This window comes from Armatimonadia bacterium (genome assembly GCA_039679385.1).
Lineage (GTDB): Bacteria > Armatimonadota > Zipacnadia > Zipacnadales > JABUFB01 > JAJFTQ01.
Genome location: JBDKVB010000105.1, coordinates 1 through 17,191, shown reverse-complemented (window position 1 = coordinate 17,191; position 17,191 = coordinate 1). Strand labels below are relative to the sequence as shown.

Below are 17,191 nucleotides of genomic sequence, written 5' to 3'. Positions count from 1 at the left end.
TCAGTGTGACGAGCCTCTCGGGCGCCGCTGTCTCCCCCGGCAGCGGCGCCCGCGTGATTCCCCGACAGTGAGGTGCACTGCGCGGAGGAAGGTCGGCCTGGGACGCCGAAGAACCCGGGGTTAGTCGATCCCGCACCTGGGCCGGCACCCATGCTGCAGCAGCCTTCTACTGACGACAAGGCCGGCGGAAGGGCCGCAGATCGCCCGGCACGTCCGACAGCCCGCGCCATCCTGTGCGGGCTGCTGCTGATTCCTCCCAATGCCTGGTGGTTCGCACACATCGAGTATGTGCGGTACTCGGACAACTGCACCACCTCGGCGCTGTTCTTCAACACCATCACCTTGCTGATGGTGCTCCTCGGGGTCAATGGACTGGTCGCGAGGCTGTGGCCACACAAGGCCTTCAGTCGGACCGAACTGCTGACGGTCTACGTGATGCTCGTAGTGGCGAGCGCGCTCACCGGCCACGACCAACTGCAGATCCTCTTCACCACCATCACCTGGGTCTTCCGCAACGCCACACCGGAGAACGGCTGGGCCGAGGAGATCTGGCCGCATCTGCCACACCACCTGGTGGTCTCCGATCCGGTGGCGCTGAACCCCTTGTACCTGGGCGGCTCGAGTCTGTACGAGGGTGGACACTGGCGTCCGTGGCTGTTGCCACTGGCCTGGTGGGCGCTATTCGCGATGGTCCTGGTGTGGACGCTGCTATGCCTGATGTCGATCCTGCGCAGACAGTGGGACCGGGAGCGGCTGAACTACCCCATCGCAGGCGTCCCCCTCGAACTGACGGCGCCGGATCGGGCGCTGTACCATAGCTGGCCCTTCTGGGTCGCCTTCGCGCTGGCAGGTGGGATGGAGTTGGTGCGGCTTGGGCACAGTCTGTGGCCTGCGGTGCCGGCGCTGAACATCGGCGTGTACAACTACACCTTCAAGGGCATGCCGCTGAGCGCCGCCGGGGCGATCCCGATCTCCTCATACCCCTTCAGCTATGGCCTCGCATATCTGCTCCCGTTGCAGCTTGCCTTCTCCGTGTGGTTCTTCTTCTGGTTCGCGCGTCTGGAGCTGATCGGCACCGCGCTGATCGGCTACAAGCAGTTCAACCGCTTCCCCTTCGTCCAGCAGCAGGGCGTCGGGGCTTACTTCGGGATTGCGCTGTTCGTGCTGTGGGCTGCACGGCATCATCTGCAGCGAGTGCTGCGAGAAGCCGTCGGGATTCGCGCTGAGAAGGGTGATGGCGAGGCCTGGGCCGGACTCGTGGGAGATGGTGTGAAGGCAGACCCATCGCAGGAGCCCCTGTCTTCTGCAGTGGCGGTGTGGGGCTTTGTGGCCGGGGTCGCGTTCATGGTGGCCTTTGCGGTCGCGGCGGGGATGGCCTGGGGTTCGGCGCTGTGCTTTCTGCTCCTGTTCCTGACGGTGACGCTGACGGTGACGCGCATCCGGGCCGAGCTCGGGCTGCCCACCATCGAGATGTACCAGGTGGGAGCCGAGGACATCATGCAGAACGTCGCGGGGACAGCGTCGTGGTCGAAGAAGGACCTGTCGGTCATCACGCTGTTCTTCTGGCTGACCCGGACGCACCGGCAGCTCCCGATGCCGATCCACGGCGACTCGCTGCGGATCGCCGACCAGTCGGGTCTGTCGATGCGCGGGCTAACAGTGGTGATCCTCTTGGCCTCGGCCGTGGCGATCGTCACGGCCTTCTGGGCCTTCCTGCATGTGACTTACCAGGTGGGCTACGAGTCGGCCAAGTTCAACGCAACCCTGAAGTGGGCCTTTGGTCTTGACCCCTGGCGTAAGCTGGATTCCTGGCTGGCCAACCCACGCAAGCCGGACTTGGGAGCGAGTTGCGCCTACCTGTATGGCGTCGGCTTCACGCTTCTGCTGGCGGCGCTGCGGACGCGGTTCGTCTGGTGGCCCTTCCATCCTGCGGGGTACCTGGTCTCGGGGAGCTTCGGCCTGTTCCGACTGTGGCTGCCGATCTTCCTGACCTGGCTCATCAAGAGCCTCCTGCTGCGCTACGGAGGGCTGTCGGCGTACCGGAAGGCGAGGCCGTTCTTCCTCGGCCTGATCGTGGGTGAGTTCGCGGTCGGCTACCTGCGGACTCTTCTGGACCTGGCCTTCAGCCTGTACCTGCCGGCGACCTCAGGCATCGGGGGACTGTAGCCTGCGGCCGCGCAGGGCCCTGAACTACGGAGGTTGAAGATGGCTAACAAGCGCGATTTCGACAACCTGGCGGCGACCTGGGATGACAACCCGGGCCGCATCAGCGCCGCCCGAGGTATCTGCGAAGCGATTCGTCGGGAAGTGCTGCTGAGTGACGCCCTGCAGGCCCTCGACTATGGCTGTGGCACGGGCCTGGTGACGCTTGGCCTTCAGCCGGGACTTGGCAGCATAGTGGCCGCGGACTCCTCAGAGGGGATGCTGAGGGTTCTGCAGGACAAGCTCGCGGCGGCACAGATCGACAACGTGCGGACGCTGAAGCTGGACCTGGAGCACGAGGAGCCGTCAGAGGGCCGGTATGACCTGATCTTTAGCAGCCTGACCATGCACCACCTCGAGCACCCCGGAGTCGTGATTGGGCGACTGGCGCAGATGCTTCAGGCCGGTGGTGTGCTGGCGATTGTGGACCTCGACAAGGAAGCGGGCGACTTCCACGCCGACAACACCGGGGTGGCGCACTTTGGGTTCAGCGCGGAGGAGATGCAGGAGATGCTGCGGTCGGCCGGACTGATGCAGGTGCGGACGGTGAAGGCCACGACCGTAACCAAACCCGTCGCCGGCGGGGTCATGAGGAACTTCGATGTCCTACTGACCCTCGGAATCAGGGGCTGACAGAGCAACGGGGCCTGACAGCCTTCCGGCCATCAGACCCCGTCAACACTGCACCGCTTCGCCCGCCCGAACAGGGGCGGCCGATGGGCTCTAGAGGTTCGGGTTGTACAGCAGGTGTACGCGATGGCCTGCCGGATCCGGCGTGGTCAGGTAGCCTGCCTTGACGCCCTTCTTGTCCGTCTCGTCCTCGAAGGCGAAGCCCTTGGCTTCCAGGGCCTTCTTGGCCTCCTCGTAATTGCTGACGCGCACCGCGACGTGAGTCTTGGGCTGGGTCGGCTCCTTCATGATCTCAAGGCGACCGGGGCCCTTGCCGGAGACGAAGATGGAGGAGTTGCCGACCTTCACGTCGAGGCCGAAGGCGCCGGCATACCAGTCCGCCATCTCCTGACCACCGGCGGGCTTCTCCGGGTACAGGCCGGGGTGCTCGATTCCGAGGAACAGCGAGGCGCCACGGGCCTTCTGCACCCACCAGAGGACTTCCTGGGCCTTCGCGGTGATGCCCGCGAAGTCGCCGGCTGCGACGAGGTCCTTGGTGATGAGGTTGCTGCCGATTCCCAGGGCGGCGGCGCCGGCCTTGATCCATGCGGTCACGCTCTGCTCCGTGGCATCGACGCCACCGGTGGGCATGATGCGGGTCCAGGGGCAAGGTCCGAGCATGGCCTTGACGAAGGCCGGACCTCCGACCTCGGCACCAGGGAAGACCTTGACGACCTCGACCCCGAGCTCCTCGGCCTCGGAGATCTCGCTGGCGCTACCACAACCGGGCGAGTAGGGGATCTTGCGGCGGTTGCAGACGCGGGCGACCTCGGGATTGAGGATCGGGCCGACGATGAAGTTGGCGCCGTTGGCCATGTACAGGGCAGCGGTGCCGGGGTCGACGACGGAGCCGACGCCCATGATGACCTGGGGCAGGTTGTCCTTGCAGTACTTCACCAGCTCGGCGAAGACCTCGTAGGCGAAGTCGCCGCGGTTGGTGAACTCGACGCATCGGCAACCTGCGGCGGCGCAGGCTTCGGTGATCTTCACCGCGGTGTCGATGTCCTTGTTGTAGAACACGGGCACAAGGCCTCGGTCGAGCATGGCATTGAGGGTTTCGAGGCGTGTGAACTGGGCCATGAGCTTTCCTCCCTACTGAGTCGGTACAGATGCGTCTGGATCAGGAAACTTCGACGATGCTCCCGGCGATGTAGCGGGTGCCGTCGTCATGGTTCGTGTAGTACGCGCACAGCAGCCTGCTCTCGGACAGCGGAGTGACCCACGGGTAGCCGATGTCGCCGTTACCGCCGTCGGTGCGCAGGACCAACTCCTCGGCGGTCTCCAGGTCTGAGCACTCCGGGTCGAGGAGCTTCATGCGGATGCCAAAGGGCTCGCGCCGATGCCCGTAGATGAGAGCCACCCGGCCATCCTTGAGCGCACAGGGGGTGAAGGGGTGTCCCCAGATCGAGCTCTGACGCCAGGGCGACCAGGTCTGGCCGCCGTCAGAGGAGCTTGCGGTGGCCAGGACTCCCTCGAGGCCGGTGGTGCGCAGGAAGGCAACCAGGCGGCCACTCGGACACAGATGAAGCGAAGTCTCGTTGAAGCCGATTGCCTCATCCTCGGCGATCAGTGACAGGTAGCGCCAGGTCTCGCCGCCGTCATCGGAGGCGTAGACGCAGGACTCACTGGGCATTGGCCCCTTGCGGAAGCCATAGAGCGGCCACAGGACGCGGCCGTCAGGCAACTGCGCCATCTTGCCCCGGCAGGCACCACGGTTCGGAATGCCCGGATACACCTCGCGAGGCCGCCCGGGTGGCGGCTCGATGGGAACGGCCACACGCAAGGGCTGGCCACCGTGCGTCAGGGCATAGGTGATGGCCCAGCGGACCCACCAGGAGGCGTAGGTGCCGAAGTCGAAGTGCTTGCCCTCGCGGAAGCTCGCGGCCGCTCGCTGCAAGCCAACCTCACCGGCGGCGGTGAGCTCCTCCAGGCTTACATCGCACTCGTCCTCGTACTCTTTGGCCAGCTTCCCGACCACAGGGCGATGCTTCTCGATGAGATGGCTCATGACGGCCGGGTCCTCGGCGACGCTCAGTGGATCGGGAGCAGTCCAGGTTCGTCCGCCGTCTGTCGAGCGCAGGCAGCTCGCCCCGAGGTTCACCATCTTCCAGCCCAGATGCGCGACGTTGATGATGCCCGGCGCCGTGGGAGCCTCGCCATGCAGCAGCATCCAGGAGAAGGTGGAACACAGCAGGGAGCCGTCGGCAAGCTGGAACATGCACGGGTCCTGGTTGCCCGCGAGCGGATTGGCCCAGACGGTGAGCGGTTGCTTGCTCCAGGTCTCCCCGCCATCCTCCGAGCGAACGAGGACACAGGCGCTGTTGGGGTCGGCATGGGTGACGCCACTTGCTCCCCACTTTCGGCGCTCCGGTGCGCGGCGAAAGGCACACAGGACTGTGCCGTCATCCTGCGTGACCAGCGACGGGAAGGAGGAGTACCAGCTATCGTCCTGGTAGATGACCACGTCTTCGGTTTTGCGCAGCGACATCAGGGAGCCTCCTGACGTAGCAGGGCATTTGAGACCGTCACTGACGGCCCGGGACCCACAGCGTTGGCATCTCGTCGCCATCCCGAAGCTTCAGCAGGAGACGCGAAAGGCCAGTGTTCACGTCGATGGCGTAGACCTTCGGCGGCGCTTCCCCGACATTGCGGTCGATCAACAGCTCGGTGTTGCTAAGCCACCCGATGATCTGGGCGGCAGAAAGGGTGCCCTCGGGTGCGTTGCTGGTCGAGACCAGGCACTTCGTTGTCCCCGTGAGGTCCACCATGTGGATCTCATCCCACTGGTCGGCGTCTTCCCCTTCTCCGGCCCTGCGGGAGGCATAGGCAGCAAGGCGCTTGCCGTCCGGGCTCCAGGTCGGCCACTGCAGGTAGCTCGTGTTCGTCAGACGGCGCGCGGCTGTCGAGTTGGGAGGAAGGAGCCACAGGTCGAAGTCACGCGTGAAGGCCAGCGTGCCGTCGGGGCTGAAGGTTGGTTGACCGTCGCCCACTCGGGCACCTGCCGGACACTGCGTCACCTGGCTGAGGGCACCAGTGGCGACTTCAACGCGCCACAGGCTCTGGCCCTTCTCGAAGACAATCGCCGACCCGTCAGGAGTCCAGCAGCCGGGACCAAGGTCGGCGTCGTCGGCCAGCCGAGCGTCCTTGCCGGTCTGCAGGTTCATGAGCCATACCTGCGCGGCTCCCTTGTCGGGCATGTAGCGGTAGGCCAGGTAGCGGCCGTCCGGAGACAGCAGCGGGCAGTCGCAATCGTGGGGCTCTGCAAACTCCTCGTCGACGACCGTCGCATGCCCGCGCGTGGTGAGTTGCTTAGGTGCGGCCCCGGTCGTCGAGGCTTGCCACAGGTTGTGCGAGACGCTGAAGTAGCAGGTCGTTCCGTCGCGAGTCACGGCAAGGCGGCTCAGCGACATGGACTCTCGCTCGGGGCTAAGGGCCTTCGGTTGGACCGCGCCCGGCCCCCAGATGCAGAGAGCGCCCTGGAAGAGAGTGAAGAGTAACCACGCAGAGGGTGCGGAGGTCATGGTCTGGTCTCCCGCAGTGAAGTCCCGCGATGCCCTGATGACGAAGTCCCAGAGCAACCGGGCCGTGTTCTCCCACGCCCTGGAGCGGGTCCTGTCCGCCGGAAAGGAGCAGGTACAGGAACCGTCAAGTGGAAGAGTAGACTCGCCGCGGGTTGGCGTCAAGGGGAACCGACGGCTACCACGGCACATACCTGTATAACGCCGCGAGGATGCCCAAGGACTTCGGTCTCCTCCTGGGGCTGGCGTCGGCACTCAACACAGCCTCTGCCCACGTGCTGAGGAAGGCAGTCCTGCTGTCTGGTGAGCGCTGAGAGCGACCGGCTGAGGCCCGCTCACCACAGGCCGGGAATCAGGGCAGCAGTGTGCGAGCGGTACTCGGCGTACCCCGGCAGCTTCTCCAGCAGCAGTCGCTCCTCGATCCGTATCCTCCAGACCACTCCGACCACACCCAGCGCGACGGCCGCCCAAGTATACGTGACCCCGAGTACAAGGCCCAGCGAGAACATGAGCAGCAGGTTGCCCAGGTAAAGGGGATGACGAAGGTGGCGGTACAGCCCCTCCTGCACGAGCGTGTGGTCCTCGGGAACCTGCACAGCGACGACGAAGTGGCGGCCGAGGCTCCGGAGGCCACTGATTCGGACGGAGACGCCCAGAACGCCAAGGAGGGTGCCGATGACCAGACCGACGAGGGTCGGCTGCCGGTGCAGGCCGACGTACTCGACGAGCGAACCCACGATGGTGAGCGCCCACGGCACCATGACCAGATAGGCAGAGGGATCCGTCTTCCAGCCCTGGAGGGCCGCAGGGTTGCCTCGGAGCTGCCGCCACTCCAGGAGCCGGAAGGAGACCAGCAACAGGACGCAGATCGCTAAGGGTAGTTCGCCCATGCTCAGCAAGGCCCGGCCCTCGAGTCGGAAGGAGACTTGCACTGCGAGAGGCGGGCCTGATCTCTCCGTCCTAGGGCAGCTTGTAGAAGGCCCCGTCATCGAAGAGGATACGCGAACCTTCCGCCTGGTCGCTCGTACCGAGCATGATGACCGCGCCCGCGGCACCCTCAGGGATCGTGACCGTCATCATCACGGGCTGCCAGTCTGCTTGCCCTTGCACCATGTCGACGCTGGGCTCCAGGTCGTGACGGGCATGCCAGGAGCCCTTGGCGTCGCGGAAGCGGACCGAGAGCTTGCCGCTGCCCTGTCCGGCGCCGGCGGGGTCGCCCTTCATCCAGGCGACGCACAGATACCGTTCGTCCGCCTTGACGGGGACTGTCTGCAGGTAGCAGGCAGAGGCTTTGCTTCCGGCTATGGAGGCCCCAACGGACCCCTGGTGCCCCTTGCCGCCCAGGATCTCAAAGCGGGCATCACCAAGGGAGCTCCAGGTCGACCAGCCCTTGGGCGCACCCTCGGTAGCCCAATCCTGTTCAGCCGGCTGGGTATTGGTACCGAGGTCCTCGAAGTCGCCGTTCGGCGAGAGGTTCTGCGGTTTCGTCTGCTGGGCCCAGACCCAGGACTTCACCGCATCGGAGACGGGTCCGCCGAGATTGGAGATGCGCTGGGCAATCTGGGCGGCGCGCTCGGGTGCGTTCTCGGAGTACCACGCAAGCACCTTGAGGGCAGCGACGGTCCCGCCGGATTCCAGGCTGGGAGCCTGGCCGCCGACGAGGTAGCCCTGACCGGTCAGTCCGCGGATACTGTCGCCCGCGAGGCCGTCCATCTTGAGCATGTCGGCCCAGAACTTCTCGCGCTCGACACTGAGCTGGGAGATCCTCTCGGCAAACTGCAGGGCCGACTCCGCCGACTTCTCGTCGGTGACGGCAGCCGCCAGAGCCTGCTTGGAGAGCGCGGCTGCGCGGATGACGTAGGACCCGTACTGCAGGCCCAGGCGGCTTTGGAAGATTCGCTCCTGGACGTCGGGATCACCGGAAGCGTTGGTGGCCTGCTGGAGGAGACGGAAGGCCTCGTCGAGGTCCTCGACGGAGAGCGCTACCGCCTGGACGGAGAGCTTGCGGTGCTCCCAGGCTCCGTGCCCCGGTCGGTCGGTGTAGTAGGAGCGTTCAAGGAGGTCGAAGTACTGCTTCATGATTGGCGCAGCGGTGCCATACATCTTGGTATAGAAGTCCTGGAGCAGGTCGTCAAGGTTCAGGGTGTGGTCCCATTCCAGCTTGGCCATCGCCCAGATCATCGGCGCGGTGTTCGGGAGGAAGTCGTAGACCTCGGTGTACATCCCCTCGAAGCCCAGGGACTTGTCGAATTTGATCGCCCGGTCGAGCATATGAGGGAACACGCGCGGGGTCATGGTGCCAAAGCCGATGTAGTCGTAGCGGGACAGGTGCTTGCAGCGCCGGGCCCATTCGCGGGTGACGGCCTCATCCTCGGCCTGGCGGCCATCGAGATACCACATACCGCAAGTCTGGGTGATGAAGCCGAAGACGTTGTCTTCGAGGCGGTCAACCGTCTCCGGCGGCTTGCGGGCGATGGCATAGATAAGGGTACCGATGTAGCGGTCGGGATGCGTCTTGGCGACCTCGCGGGCAACAGCGTTGACGAACTTGTAGTGGCGGTCGGAGAACTCCTTCTTTTCGTAGGAGTCCGGACGCGGGTCCAGGGCCCGGCAGTTCGGGCAACTGCACAGGTGCGAGATATCGTCCATGCCCAGTGAGAAGCTGTCGACGGTGGGATTGTCGTCGAACCACTTGCAGGCGTACTCGACGGTCAGGCGCAACACGTCGGGATTGCTCTCGCAGGGCCGCCAGTAGCGGTCATCGGGTCCCGGGATCCAGCGCTTGCCGTTGATGAGGGGATAGTACTCGGGATGGGTCGTCGCGTACTTCTCGGGCGGGAACACACGGTACAGGTTGTTCTGGAACTGCCGCCGCGGGACGATCTCGCTGAGGACCGCCTTGTTGCGCTGATCCCAGGCCCGCCACTCCTCGGTCCAGCCATGGCCGGACCAGATGCGGGGCGAAGTGCCGGGGACACTCACCAGGTCCTTGACCTCGACCCTCAGCTCGCCGGGCTTCCCCTGCGGCACATACTCCCAGAGCGAACCGGGGGCGAACCAGCGGACACCGAGGTTGTCCTCGAGGAAGGAGGAGACGGCGAAGGACACCGGGCTCGGCTGGCGGCCGGTGAGGTACAGGTTGCCGTCATGCACCCGAATTGCGTAGGTCTCGGGGTTGAGGGTCTTGTCGGGCAGGTCGCCCTCGGAAGTCGGCTCGCAGACGCCGACGTAGATGCCGGTTCCTTGCACGCGCTTGCCGTCGGTGGCGAGAGGAAGCTCAACGTCACAGAGGGCCTTGACGTAGTGCTGCAGGTCCAGGGCAGCGGCTCGGATCTTGGCGTCTGCTTTGTCGGGGATGACGATTGTCGCAGTCGGTTTGCCGTCGCGAGCCAGGGTCAAGGGGGTCGCGAAGGCACTAACCGAGAGGATAAGCACCGTTGCACAGAGGATTGGCCTGACCATGCGTCCTGTCCTCCCTTGATTGACGACCAGCAGGTGAGTCAGTGGCGCGGCTGGAGGTTCTATTCCCGGAGGGGCTGGTAATCCCTGCCCCACAGGGCGCGATGGTCTTTGAGAGCGCCACCCTCTCAGCGGAAGGTGGTGTGGAGCAGAGGTGTCGGCGGGTATACTCGGCTTCAGGACTGGGCGAGCGTCGAGGGAGGACATGACGAGGCTGGAGTTCCGCCTTGTGTGCAGGCTACTGGACGAAGTGGGAGTTGCATGAAGGGAAGGGCCGGAGCATGGCGAACCGATACCCTGTATGAAGTACCACAGGGGGGAACTGCCATGAACAAGGCCGTCTGTGCCCATCAGGTGGGGACTCGTCAGATTCGGCTTCTACAAGGTGACATCACACTCGCCGAGACGGACGCTATTGTGAACGCAGCCAACTCGCGCCTGCTCCACGGAGGAGGAGTAGCTGCCGCCATCGTTCGGCGGGGAGGCTACGAGATTCAGCGCGAGTCCGAGGAGATCGGGTTCTGCGCTGAGGGCGATGCGGTTGTTACCGGCGGCGGCAAGCTCGCCGCCCGCTACGTTATTCACGCCGTAGGGCCCCGTGGCTCCGATCCGCAGGGCGATGGGAAGTTGGCGAGCGCAGTAAAGTCGAGCCTGCAGAGAGCCGAGGAACTCGCGCTGAGCAGCATATCGATCCCAGCGATCAGCTCGGGGATCTTCGGCTTCCCCAAGGAGCGGTGCGCGCAGATTCTGCTGGCAACTGCCCGGGCCTACCTCGAGCAGCACGAGGAGAGCTCGCTGGAGCTGGTCGATTTCGTCGTGTATGACGACCCAACGCTCGGGTGCTTTCTGCGCGAGTGGGAGCGTTGTGGTTGGTCGACCTCTCCGGGCCATTCTCAGTGATCCATCCGATAGCGGAGGGTGCTTGGTGAACCAACTCATCTTCGGAGCCGCTCTGTGGGCCTTCTGCCTCTTCGGACTAGCGCTGCACTCCGCGGACATCCAGCAGCGGCACCGTCGCGGGACCATGGCGACGGACCAGTATGAGAAGCCACGCCCTCTGGAATGGCTGCTTGCTTGTCTGATTCTGTTCGCTGCCGCAGCCGCAGGGCTCGGGTTGCTTGAGTTCTGGGGGCTATGGGAGCCGCTGCCCGGTGCGACGGCTCGCTATCAGGTGTACGTCGGAGCAGGCCTCACAGCGGCGGCACTGGCCTACCTCGGGATCCGGGGCGCCAATCTGGTTCACAGGGCCAAGGGGGAGTTCCTGGCGCTCCCGGGATCGACGACCAGCGTTGAGGGTGAGCTCTTCGTGCAGGTGGACAAGGAGGCCATAACCGACGCTCGCACGCTGCGCCGCATCGCCTGGCCGGCCTACGGCCTCTGCACCATCCCGGGGATCTTCGCCGGGTATATGCTGGTGGATTCAATGCCCGTGATGCTTCCCCTGACCGTGATCGGGGTGCTGTCTGGCGGCGGGCTGTTAGTGGCGATCCTGTCAGGCCTTCCACGTGCCGAGGAGGACGAGGACTGGTAGGTCTGGCGGCTACGGACGGAGACAGTCCAGAAGGAACGGAAAGGGCCCGCCACACAGACTTCTGTGCGCGGGCCCTTTGTGCTGATCTGTACTCGACGCTCGGGCTACCCCTGACCGGGGACGAAGACGTAGACCAGGGAAGTGGCGTTGTCGCCGATGTAGACCGTTCCGTCAGGGCCTACTGCGACGGCGGCAGGTGACTCGAACTTGGTCTTCCCGGCCTCCGCGAACTCAGCGAGCTTCTCGCCGGTGGGGCTGTACTTCAGGACGCGCTTGCCGCGCATCTCCACGACGAAGATGCCGCCATCCGGACCTACCCGGGGCACCATCGGTGCCTGCAGCCCCTTGGCCAGCTCAGACTTGAGGGAGCCGGCCTTGGCGTCAAGCGCGAGGAGACGCTGCGTGCCGCCGAACTCGGTGACATAGAGGGTGTTGCCGTCCGGCGAGAGTGCCACGCCGGAGGGATAGCGGAACTTGTCGTTGGTGCCGAAGGTGCGGATCTCGCCCTTGTAGTTGAAGTCGAAATCCAGCTTGACGATACGCTGGGAGGCCTGGTCGACGCAGTAGAGGGTCTGGGTCGCGAAGTCGGCCACGGCGTCGGTGACACGGACGGCGCTGCCACCGGTCTCCGCGGCTCGGAGGGTCTGCCACTTGGTGCGCTTGCCGCGGAAGCTCAGCAGGTTGAACTGCGCGCCGGTGATCTGGAAGGCGCCACGGTCGGGGCCGACAACGACGATACAGGGCCAGGCATGGGCGAAAATGCCTCTCGCCTGGCCGTCTTTGGTCATCTGATGCATGACGCCGGTGCGGTCGAGGACGATCAGGTCGCCGCCAAGAGCTGAGGATATGGGAGCCAGGCAAGCGATCTTGCCGAAACGTCCGGGCATGGCGTCGGCGCCGTAGCGGAGGACTTCGGTGCCATCGGATTTGTAGAGCATGACCCGGGTGATGCGCGCCTGCCGGGCCATGGCCGGGTTCTGAGAGAAGAGGCCTTCAGCGGCGATGTAGGCGAAACCGTCGGGAGTCCCCAGGGCGGCTTCGACGGTTCCGGGGATCTGCTTGGCCTTCTGTGCCACCGTGCCCTGCGGGGTCAGGACGGCGACGAAGGAGCCTCCCTGGCGGCTCGAAGGATAGGCAGCCACGACATTGCCCTTGGCGTCGCAGGCCAGGCGGATGCCCGCCACGTCATCGCGGGTCACATAGCCGGGTATGGGCGATTTGTAGGCCGGGTCGCGCTTGCCCTCCGGGGTGATGCGCACGATTCCGGCCTCTGAATCGACGAGGTAGACGAAGCCCTTCTCGTCCACCGCGATCGACTCCGGAGCCTGGCGAACGGCTTCCCGGGGGTACTCAAGGGTGAGCTTCCCGGAGGAGTCATAGCGGAAGAGTGAGGAGGTCCGTGAGGGCGCAGACACGTAGACGTTGCCGGCAGGATCGGTGCGCAAGGCACGGATCTTGGTCAGTCCCTGGCCCTCGCCGAGCTTGCTGCTGAAGCTGCCCTCCGCATCGAAGACGAGGACGCCGTCGGCTTCAGTGCCGATCAGCAAGCGGTCGTCCTTGTCGGTGGCGATGCAGCTCGGGCGACGGATCTCGCCAGGCTTGGCCTTCGCGTCCTTGGCGGCGGCAGCGGTCTCGGCCTCGGTTTCCTCGGCGCTCTCCATGAAGTTGCCGTAGAAGGTGCCCTTGCGCTGGAAGATATCGATGCGGAAGGTGGAGCTTCCGGGGTTCTGGACGACATAGAGGTTGCCGTACTTGTCTGCGGTGAGATCAAGCACGCGGTCGAGGGCTCCAGCTCCGGCAGCACCGATGGTCCGGAGGAACCGGTAGCCCTTTGGTCCTGCTGAGGTGGGCGCTTCCTGGGCGACGGCCACACTCACCACGGTCAGAAGACAGAAGATGGGCAGCAGCTTTCGTAGGGACATCGTCTCACCCCTCGTCACTATAAGGGCCGTGCGGCAAGAGAGACACAGCCCGGCGAAGCCTCTTGTGTCTGTGGGGACGCCTGCCGACGCCCTCTGGTTCAGGCGTCAGAGATGGACTCGCGCCGCAGACCGGCGGCGGAGGTCACCTGCGGCTGGTACGGTCTATTCCCCGCCGGGAGCCCCTTGTCCTGCCCGAAGGTCGCGAAACCTTGCGTTGGGGCGAGGTTTGTGTTATATTACGACCCACTTACAGGCCACGTGCTACCGAGCAACCAGGGGCGCCGGAGGCAACAGAGCCGGCGGCTTATTGTCCCTAGGGGGCTTGGTTCGAATTGCGTCGGATGGGAGAGGTCTCATGCCACAGCTTCCGTCATCCAGGAAGGCTCTGCGACAGTCGCTCAAGAGGCGGGATCAGAACCGCGCCAAGAAGAAGGCCATCAAGCTGGCCTCCCGTGCGGCGCTGGACGTTGCCAAGGCAGGTAGCGCCGAGGATCTGGCGGCTGCCATGGCCGCGGCGCAGAAGGCTATCGACAAGGCTGCCAAGCGCAACATCCTCCATAAGGGTGCGGCCGCACGGCGGAAGTCACGTCTTATGAAGCGCGCAGCGGCACTTCAGGCCACCAAGGGCTAGTCCTCAGGTCTGGATCCCCGTCGTCTCGGCAGTATCTTTCGGCGGCACTCCCCCAGTGGGGTGCCGCCTGTTGTGTATGTGCGGTCACTTGGGAGGGGCGTGCGTCAGGGCTGTTGAGCGCGCTCTTCCTCGAGCTGTGACACCACGCGCTGCAAGCGGAGCACCTGGTTCGCGACACGTTCGCGCTCGCCGGCGATCACGTTGGGATCGGAGGTGAAGTGGGTGAGGTCGCGCACCACCTGGGGGCTGACTGCTGCAAGCCGCATGGCCTCATCGACCAGGTAGGCGTGGGCGCCCTGGGGGTCGAGAGTCTTCAGCTTGCGTGCCAGGCCCTCGAGCAGAGCCAACAACTCGTAATCCTCGATGCCATCGCGGATCACCTCCAGCCGCAGACTCGGCAGCGGCGTCTCGTTCGGCCCCGGGTAGATCAGCAGACCGTCCCCGTTGTAGCGGCTGAAGGTATAGGAGTTCCAGGGCACGTCAGGCCATCGGTGGCCGTCCTTGATCGCTTCCAGGGCGGCCGGGTCTTCATGGATGACGATGCTCGGGTCACCGATGTCCTGCGTCAGCATGTTCGAGGCCCACATGGCGACCTCGTAGTAGAAGAAGCCGCTGATGCCGTACTTGTAGGCGGCCCAGAAGAGGGTCCGCGCGTCGGTGGCCGGGTAGTCGATGAAGAAGTTGGCGTAGGGGTGCCGTGGGCCGCAGCAGACGTACCACCAGATGTCCTCGCCCAGGCGCTGACGACGAGCAGCGCTGACCGGGTCGAACTCCGAGGTCAGCGTTCCCCAGAGGTTCACGTAGTTCCACAGGGCCTTGTTCGGCGCCACCGGGCTAGCTCGACGCAGACCAGGGAGAGCGCGTCGCACCTTGCTGAAGCCCTCGCGCGCCAGGCCCACCTCTTCCTCGGACAGGTCGCCATAGCCGTACACGTAGGCCATGTCGAGCAGGTTCCGCTGCTTGAGGCGCTCTGCGATCTCGGCCATGTCCATCAGGCGTCGCGTGTCGGCGACTTGCAGGCTCCCCAGACTCAGCGCATTGAGACCCCGCTCATAGCACCAGTCGAAGTCGCTCCACAGCGGCCAGACCTCCTGGATGTACAGGCTGGCCGGATTGATGCGGTTGCGCAGCAGGACGCTGTAGAACTTGTGGCGGAAGTCCTCCGGCGGGTCGCCCCGCAGGCCATACCATTGGCTGGCGTCGCCACGGATGACGGTGCCGAAGCCGGTGCGGAACTTGCCATGGAGCGGAAGCTGGATGTCCCAGACCTCAAGGGAGAGCTTCACGGTCTGCGGGGCGTCGCCCTCGGCGGTAACGGTGAGAGTTCCGGTGTACTGCCCCGGCACTGCATCGGCGGGCACGGTGACGGTTACCCACAGGGGTTGTATCTCCTGGGCGGGCACGTCGAAGGGCTCCGGCGGAAGCAGCGGATCCGGCCAGCGTCCGACCCTCTCTACCTGGTAGAGCGGCTGCCGGGTGTTGACCCAGCCGACCCGGTGGATCTCAATGGCGTCGTGGTCGATGCGGGCGTCGCCCGGTCCGCGCAGGCCTGTCCACTGCACCCTGGCGTTCTTGACCGGCTTCCCGACCGAGACGACGACGACCTGACCGGACTCACGCTCCTGTCGACAGGAGTGCAGTTGTAGCTCGTCAGACAGGGAATACCCCACGTCCTGCGGTGATAGCTTCTGCAGGGAGTTGGCGACACCCAGGCCGAAGCTGGGCATGCTGCCGGCACCCCTGGATACGAGCAGACCTCTCAGCTCCGCGATTCGTGCCTGCGGGGCAAGGGTCGCCGCACGGCGATGGAGCTCCTCCCAGCGATCGCGAGGAACCCTGGCGCTGCGGGCGAGCTTGTCGGCGGCCACTCCGAGGGCACGAGTTTCGTCTCGCAGGCGGCTGACTTCGCCAGTCACCTGGCGCCGCAAGGGGCTATCGGGAGCGGCGGACACCGTGAAGGCTGCCGAGGCCAGCCGAGCACCCATCTCCTCGACCAGGCCACGCACACGGGGCACGGAGAAGGACACCGGCGGGCTGGCGTAGAGCAGATCGTGGCTGTCTTCGCGGCGTACAATCAGACGAACAGCGGCGTCGCCCTCTTCCTGGAGATCATAGCCGTAGGAGGCGCTTGCCCCGCCGGTCATACGCAGCGGGAGCTTTGGGAACACCTGGAAGTCACGGATGACCTGGAGCTCGGTGATGTAGCTGCGTGAGGCCTGGCCGAGGCTGATGCGGTACTCGTTGCGTCCGACAAAGGGCGCGGGCAACTCAAGGCTGGTGACCGTGGGTTCGTCGGTCCACAGCAAGTGGCCGAAGTTCGTAAACTCGTGGAAGCCGGCATTCAGCAGGGACCAACTGGACCACTCAGCGTGGGGATGCTCGGCCCGCGAGGCGCTGAACCACCAGCTATCCTGCGGCGGCTGTCCCTCATAGAGGTCTTCCAGGAGGATGGACATCTCGCAGGTCCAGTGGTCGGTGCCGCGACGGGTGGCTGTGACCACGTCGGCGTTCCACCAGGGCTGGCGCTCCTGGCCGTCCTCCAGCGCCCTCTCATCGAAGACGGTGTTGTTGGCGGTCACCACAAAGTGATAGTAGGTGTGGCGCGGGTCGAGAGGCGCGAGGAAGACATGCACGCAGTCGTCCATCCAGGCGTGGGCATCGTCACGCTCGGTGGTAACCATGGATAGCGACGGCATCTTCGCCTCGGAGCAGTCGAAGCCGAGGTAGATGCGCGTGGCATCGCGCATGACCCGGCAGGTCGTGGCCTGCGTCGGTAGCTCATGGGTGGCGACGAGGACGAAGGGGGCCAACATCGCGGCGTTACGCCAGGCCGGCTCGTTGAGGTTGCCGTCGATGGTCGGAGGCGCCAGGGCACGACCGCAGACGGCAACCGGCGCGAGACTAGCCGGCTCATCGGCGCAACATAGGGCACACAGCAGCACCAAGGCCAGCCAGGAGCGGGAGAGAAGCGTGCTCAGCCGGAAGCCGGTGCGCTTCGGATCCCCCGGGGACATGCGGCGACGTCCCTGCCCCCTGGTATGGGCGGCAAGGTCTGGGGCTGCCTGTGGGGAATTAGGTTGGTGCCAACACGAATCCGACATCGCAAAGGTGATTTCTCGTGCAGTCAGACATTCGCCTTCTTGAGGTAGAACCGACCTTCACCGACGAGGAGTTCCGAGTGCCGCTCAAGTTCGGGACCGGCGTCATCCGCACCATCACCGGAATGACCGTGCGGGCGAAGGTTGAGACAAGGTCGGGC

12 protein-coding genes and 1 pseudogene are annotated in these 17,191 nt (G+C 65.1%); 5 read left to right on the top strand and 8 right to left on the bottom strand.

The window, feature by feature from the left end; genetic code table 11:
- Nucleotides 1-150 precede the first annotated feature (150 nt).
- Entirely contained in the window at nucleotides 151-2,166 is a 2,016-nt protein-coding gene (locus ABFE16_12580) for a DUF6785 family protein (GenBank protein MEN6346126.1), read from the top strand.
- Between the two features lie 39 nt (nucleotides 2,167-2,205).
- Nucleotides 2,206-2,835: a class I SAM-dependent methyltransferase gene (locus ABFE16_12575; GenBank protein MEN6346125.1), complete on the top strand. Its 630-nt coding sequence runs from the start codon at nucleotides 2,206-2,208 to the stop codon at nucleotides 2,833-2,835.
- Nucleotides 2,836-2,925: 90 nt separating this feature from the next.
- Here the strand turns inward: ABFE16_12575 and ABFE16_12570 are convergent, their stop codons facing one another.
- The 6 genes and pseudogenes from ABFE16_12570 to ABFE16_12545 all read right to left on the bottom strand — a co-directional run bounded on the left by ABFE16_12570 (nucleotide 2,926) and on the right by ABFE16_12545 (nucleotide 9,851).
- Nucleotides 2,926-3,216 (bottom strand): VOC family protein, encoded by a 291-nt coding sequence (locus ABFE16_12570; protein ID MEN6346124.1) that lies wholly within the window; start codon nucleotides 3,214-3,216, stop codon nucleotides 2,926-2,928.
- A gap of 60 nt (nucleotides 3,217-3,276) precedes the next feature.
- Nucleotides 3,277-3,951: pseudogene (locus ABFE16_12565) on the bottom strand (bifunctional 4-hydroxy-2-oxoglutarate aldolase/2-dehydro-3-deoxy-phosphogluconate aldolase).
- A 40-nt stretch (nucleotides 3,952-3,991) separates the two neighbouring features.
- The gene (locus tag ABFE16_12560; protein MEN6346123.1) at nucleotides 3,992-5,359 is read right to left on the bottom strand and encodes an exo-alpha-sialidase; all 1,368 of its coding nucleotides are present in this window, start codon (nucleotides 5,357-5,359) and stop codon (nucleotides 3,992-3,994) included.
- A gap of 37 nt (nucleotides 5,360-5,396) precedes the next feature.
- On the bottom strand, nucleotides 5,397-6,392 hold the full coding sequence (locus ABFE16_12555; GenBank protein ID MEN6346122.1) for a hypothetical protein: 996 nt from the start codon (nucleotides 6,390-6,392) through the stop codon (nucleotides 5,397-5,399).
- Nucleotides 6,393-6,724: 332 nt separating this feature from the next.
- Nucleotides 6,725-7,279 carry an isoprenylcysteine carboxylmethyltransferase family protein gene (locus ABFE16_12550; GenBank protein MEN6346121.1) on the bottom strand — a complete coding sequence of 185 codons (555 nt, stop codon included), beginning with the start codon at nucleotides 7,277-7,279 and terminating at the stop codon, nucleotides 6,725-6,727.
- Between the two features lie 70 nt (nucleotides 7,280-7,349).
- Nucleotides 7,350-9,851, bottom strand: coding sequence for a DUF4838 domain-containing protein (locus tag ABFE16_12545; protein MEN6346120.1), 2,502 nt, complete (start codon nucleotides 9,849-9,851; stop codon nucleotides 7,350-7,352).
- 324 nt (nucleotides 9,852-10,175) lie between these two features.
- Between ABFE16_12545 and ABFE16_12540 the strand changes: the two genes are divergently transcribed.
- Nucleotides 10,176-10,748 carry a macro domain-containing protein gene (locus ABFE16_12540; protein MEN6346119.1) on the top strand — a complete coding sequence of 191 codons (573 nt, stop codon included), beginning with the start codon at nucleotides 10,176-10,178 and terminating at the stop codon, nucleotides 10,746-10,748.
- A gap of 25 nt (nucleotides 10,749-10,773) precedes the next feature.
- A complete protein-coding gene (locus ABFE16_12535) occupies nucleotides 10,774-11,379 on the top strand; it encodes a hypothetical protein (protein MEN6346118.1) in 606 nt (201 codons plus the stop codon).
- 104 nt (nucleotides 11,380-11,483) lie between these two features.
- On the opposite strand, the gene ABFE16_12530 is transcribed toward ABFE16_12535, so the two are convergent.
- Nucleotides 11,484-13,301: a hypothetical protein gene (locus tag ABFE16_12530; GenBank protein MEN6346117.1), complete on the bottom strand. Its 1,818-nt coding sequence runs from the start codon at nucleotides 13,299-13,301 to the stop codon at nucleotides 11,484-11,486.
- Nucleotides 13,302-13,656: 355 nt separating this feature from the next.
- On the opposite strand from ABFE16_12530, the gene rpsT reads away from it, so the two are divergent.
- A complete protein-coding gene (gene rpsT, locus ABFE16_12525) occupies nucleotides 13,657-13,932 on the top strand; it encodes a 30S ribosomal protein S20 (protein MEN6346116.1) in 276 nt (91 codons plus the stop codon).
- A gap of 104 nt (nucleotides 13,933-14,036) precedes the next feature.
- Here the strand turns inward: rpsT and ABFE16_12520 are convergent, their stop codons facing one another.
- Nucleotides 14,037-16,946, bottom strand: coding sequence for a glycoside hydrolase domain-containing protein (locus tag ABFE16_12520; protein MEN6346115.1), 2,910 nt, complete (start codon nucleotides 16,944-16,946; stop codon nucleotides 14,037-14,039).
- Nucleotides 16,947-17,191: the final 245 nt, after the last annotated feature.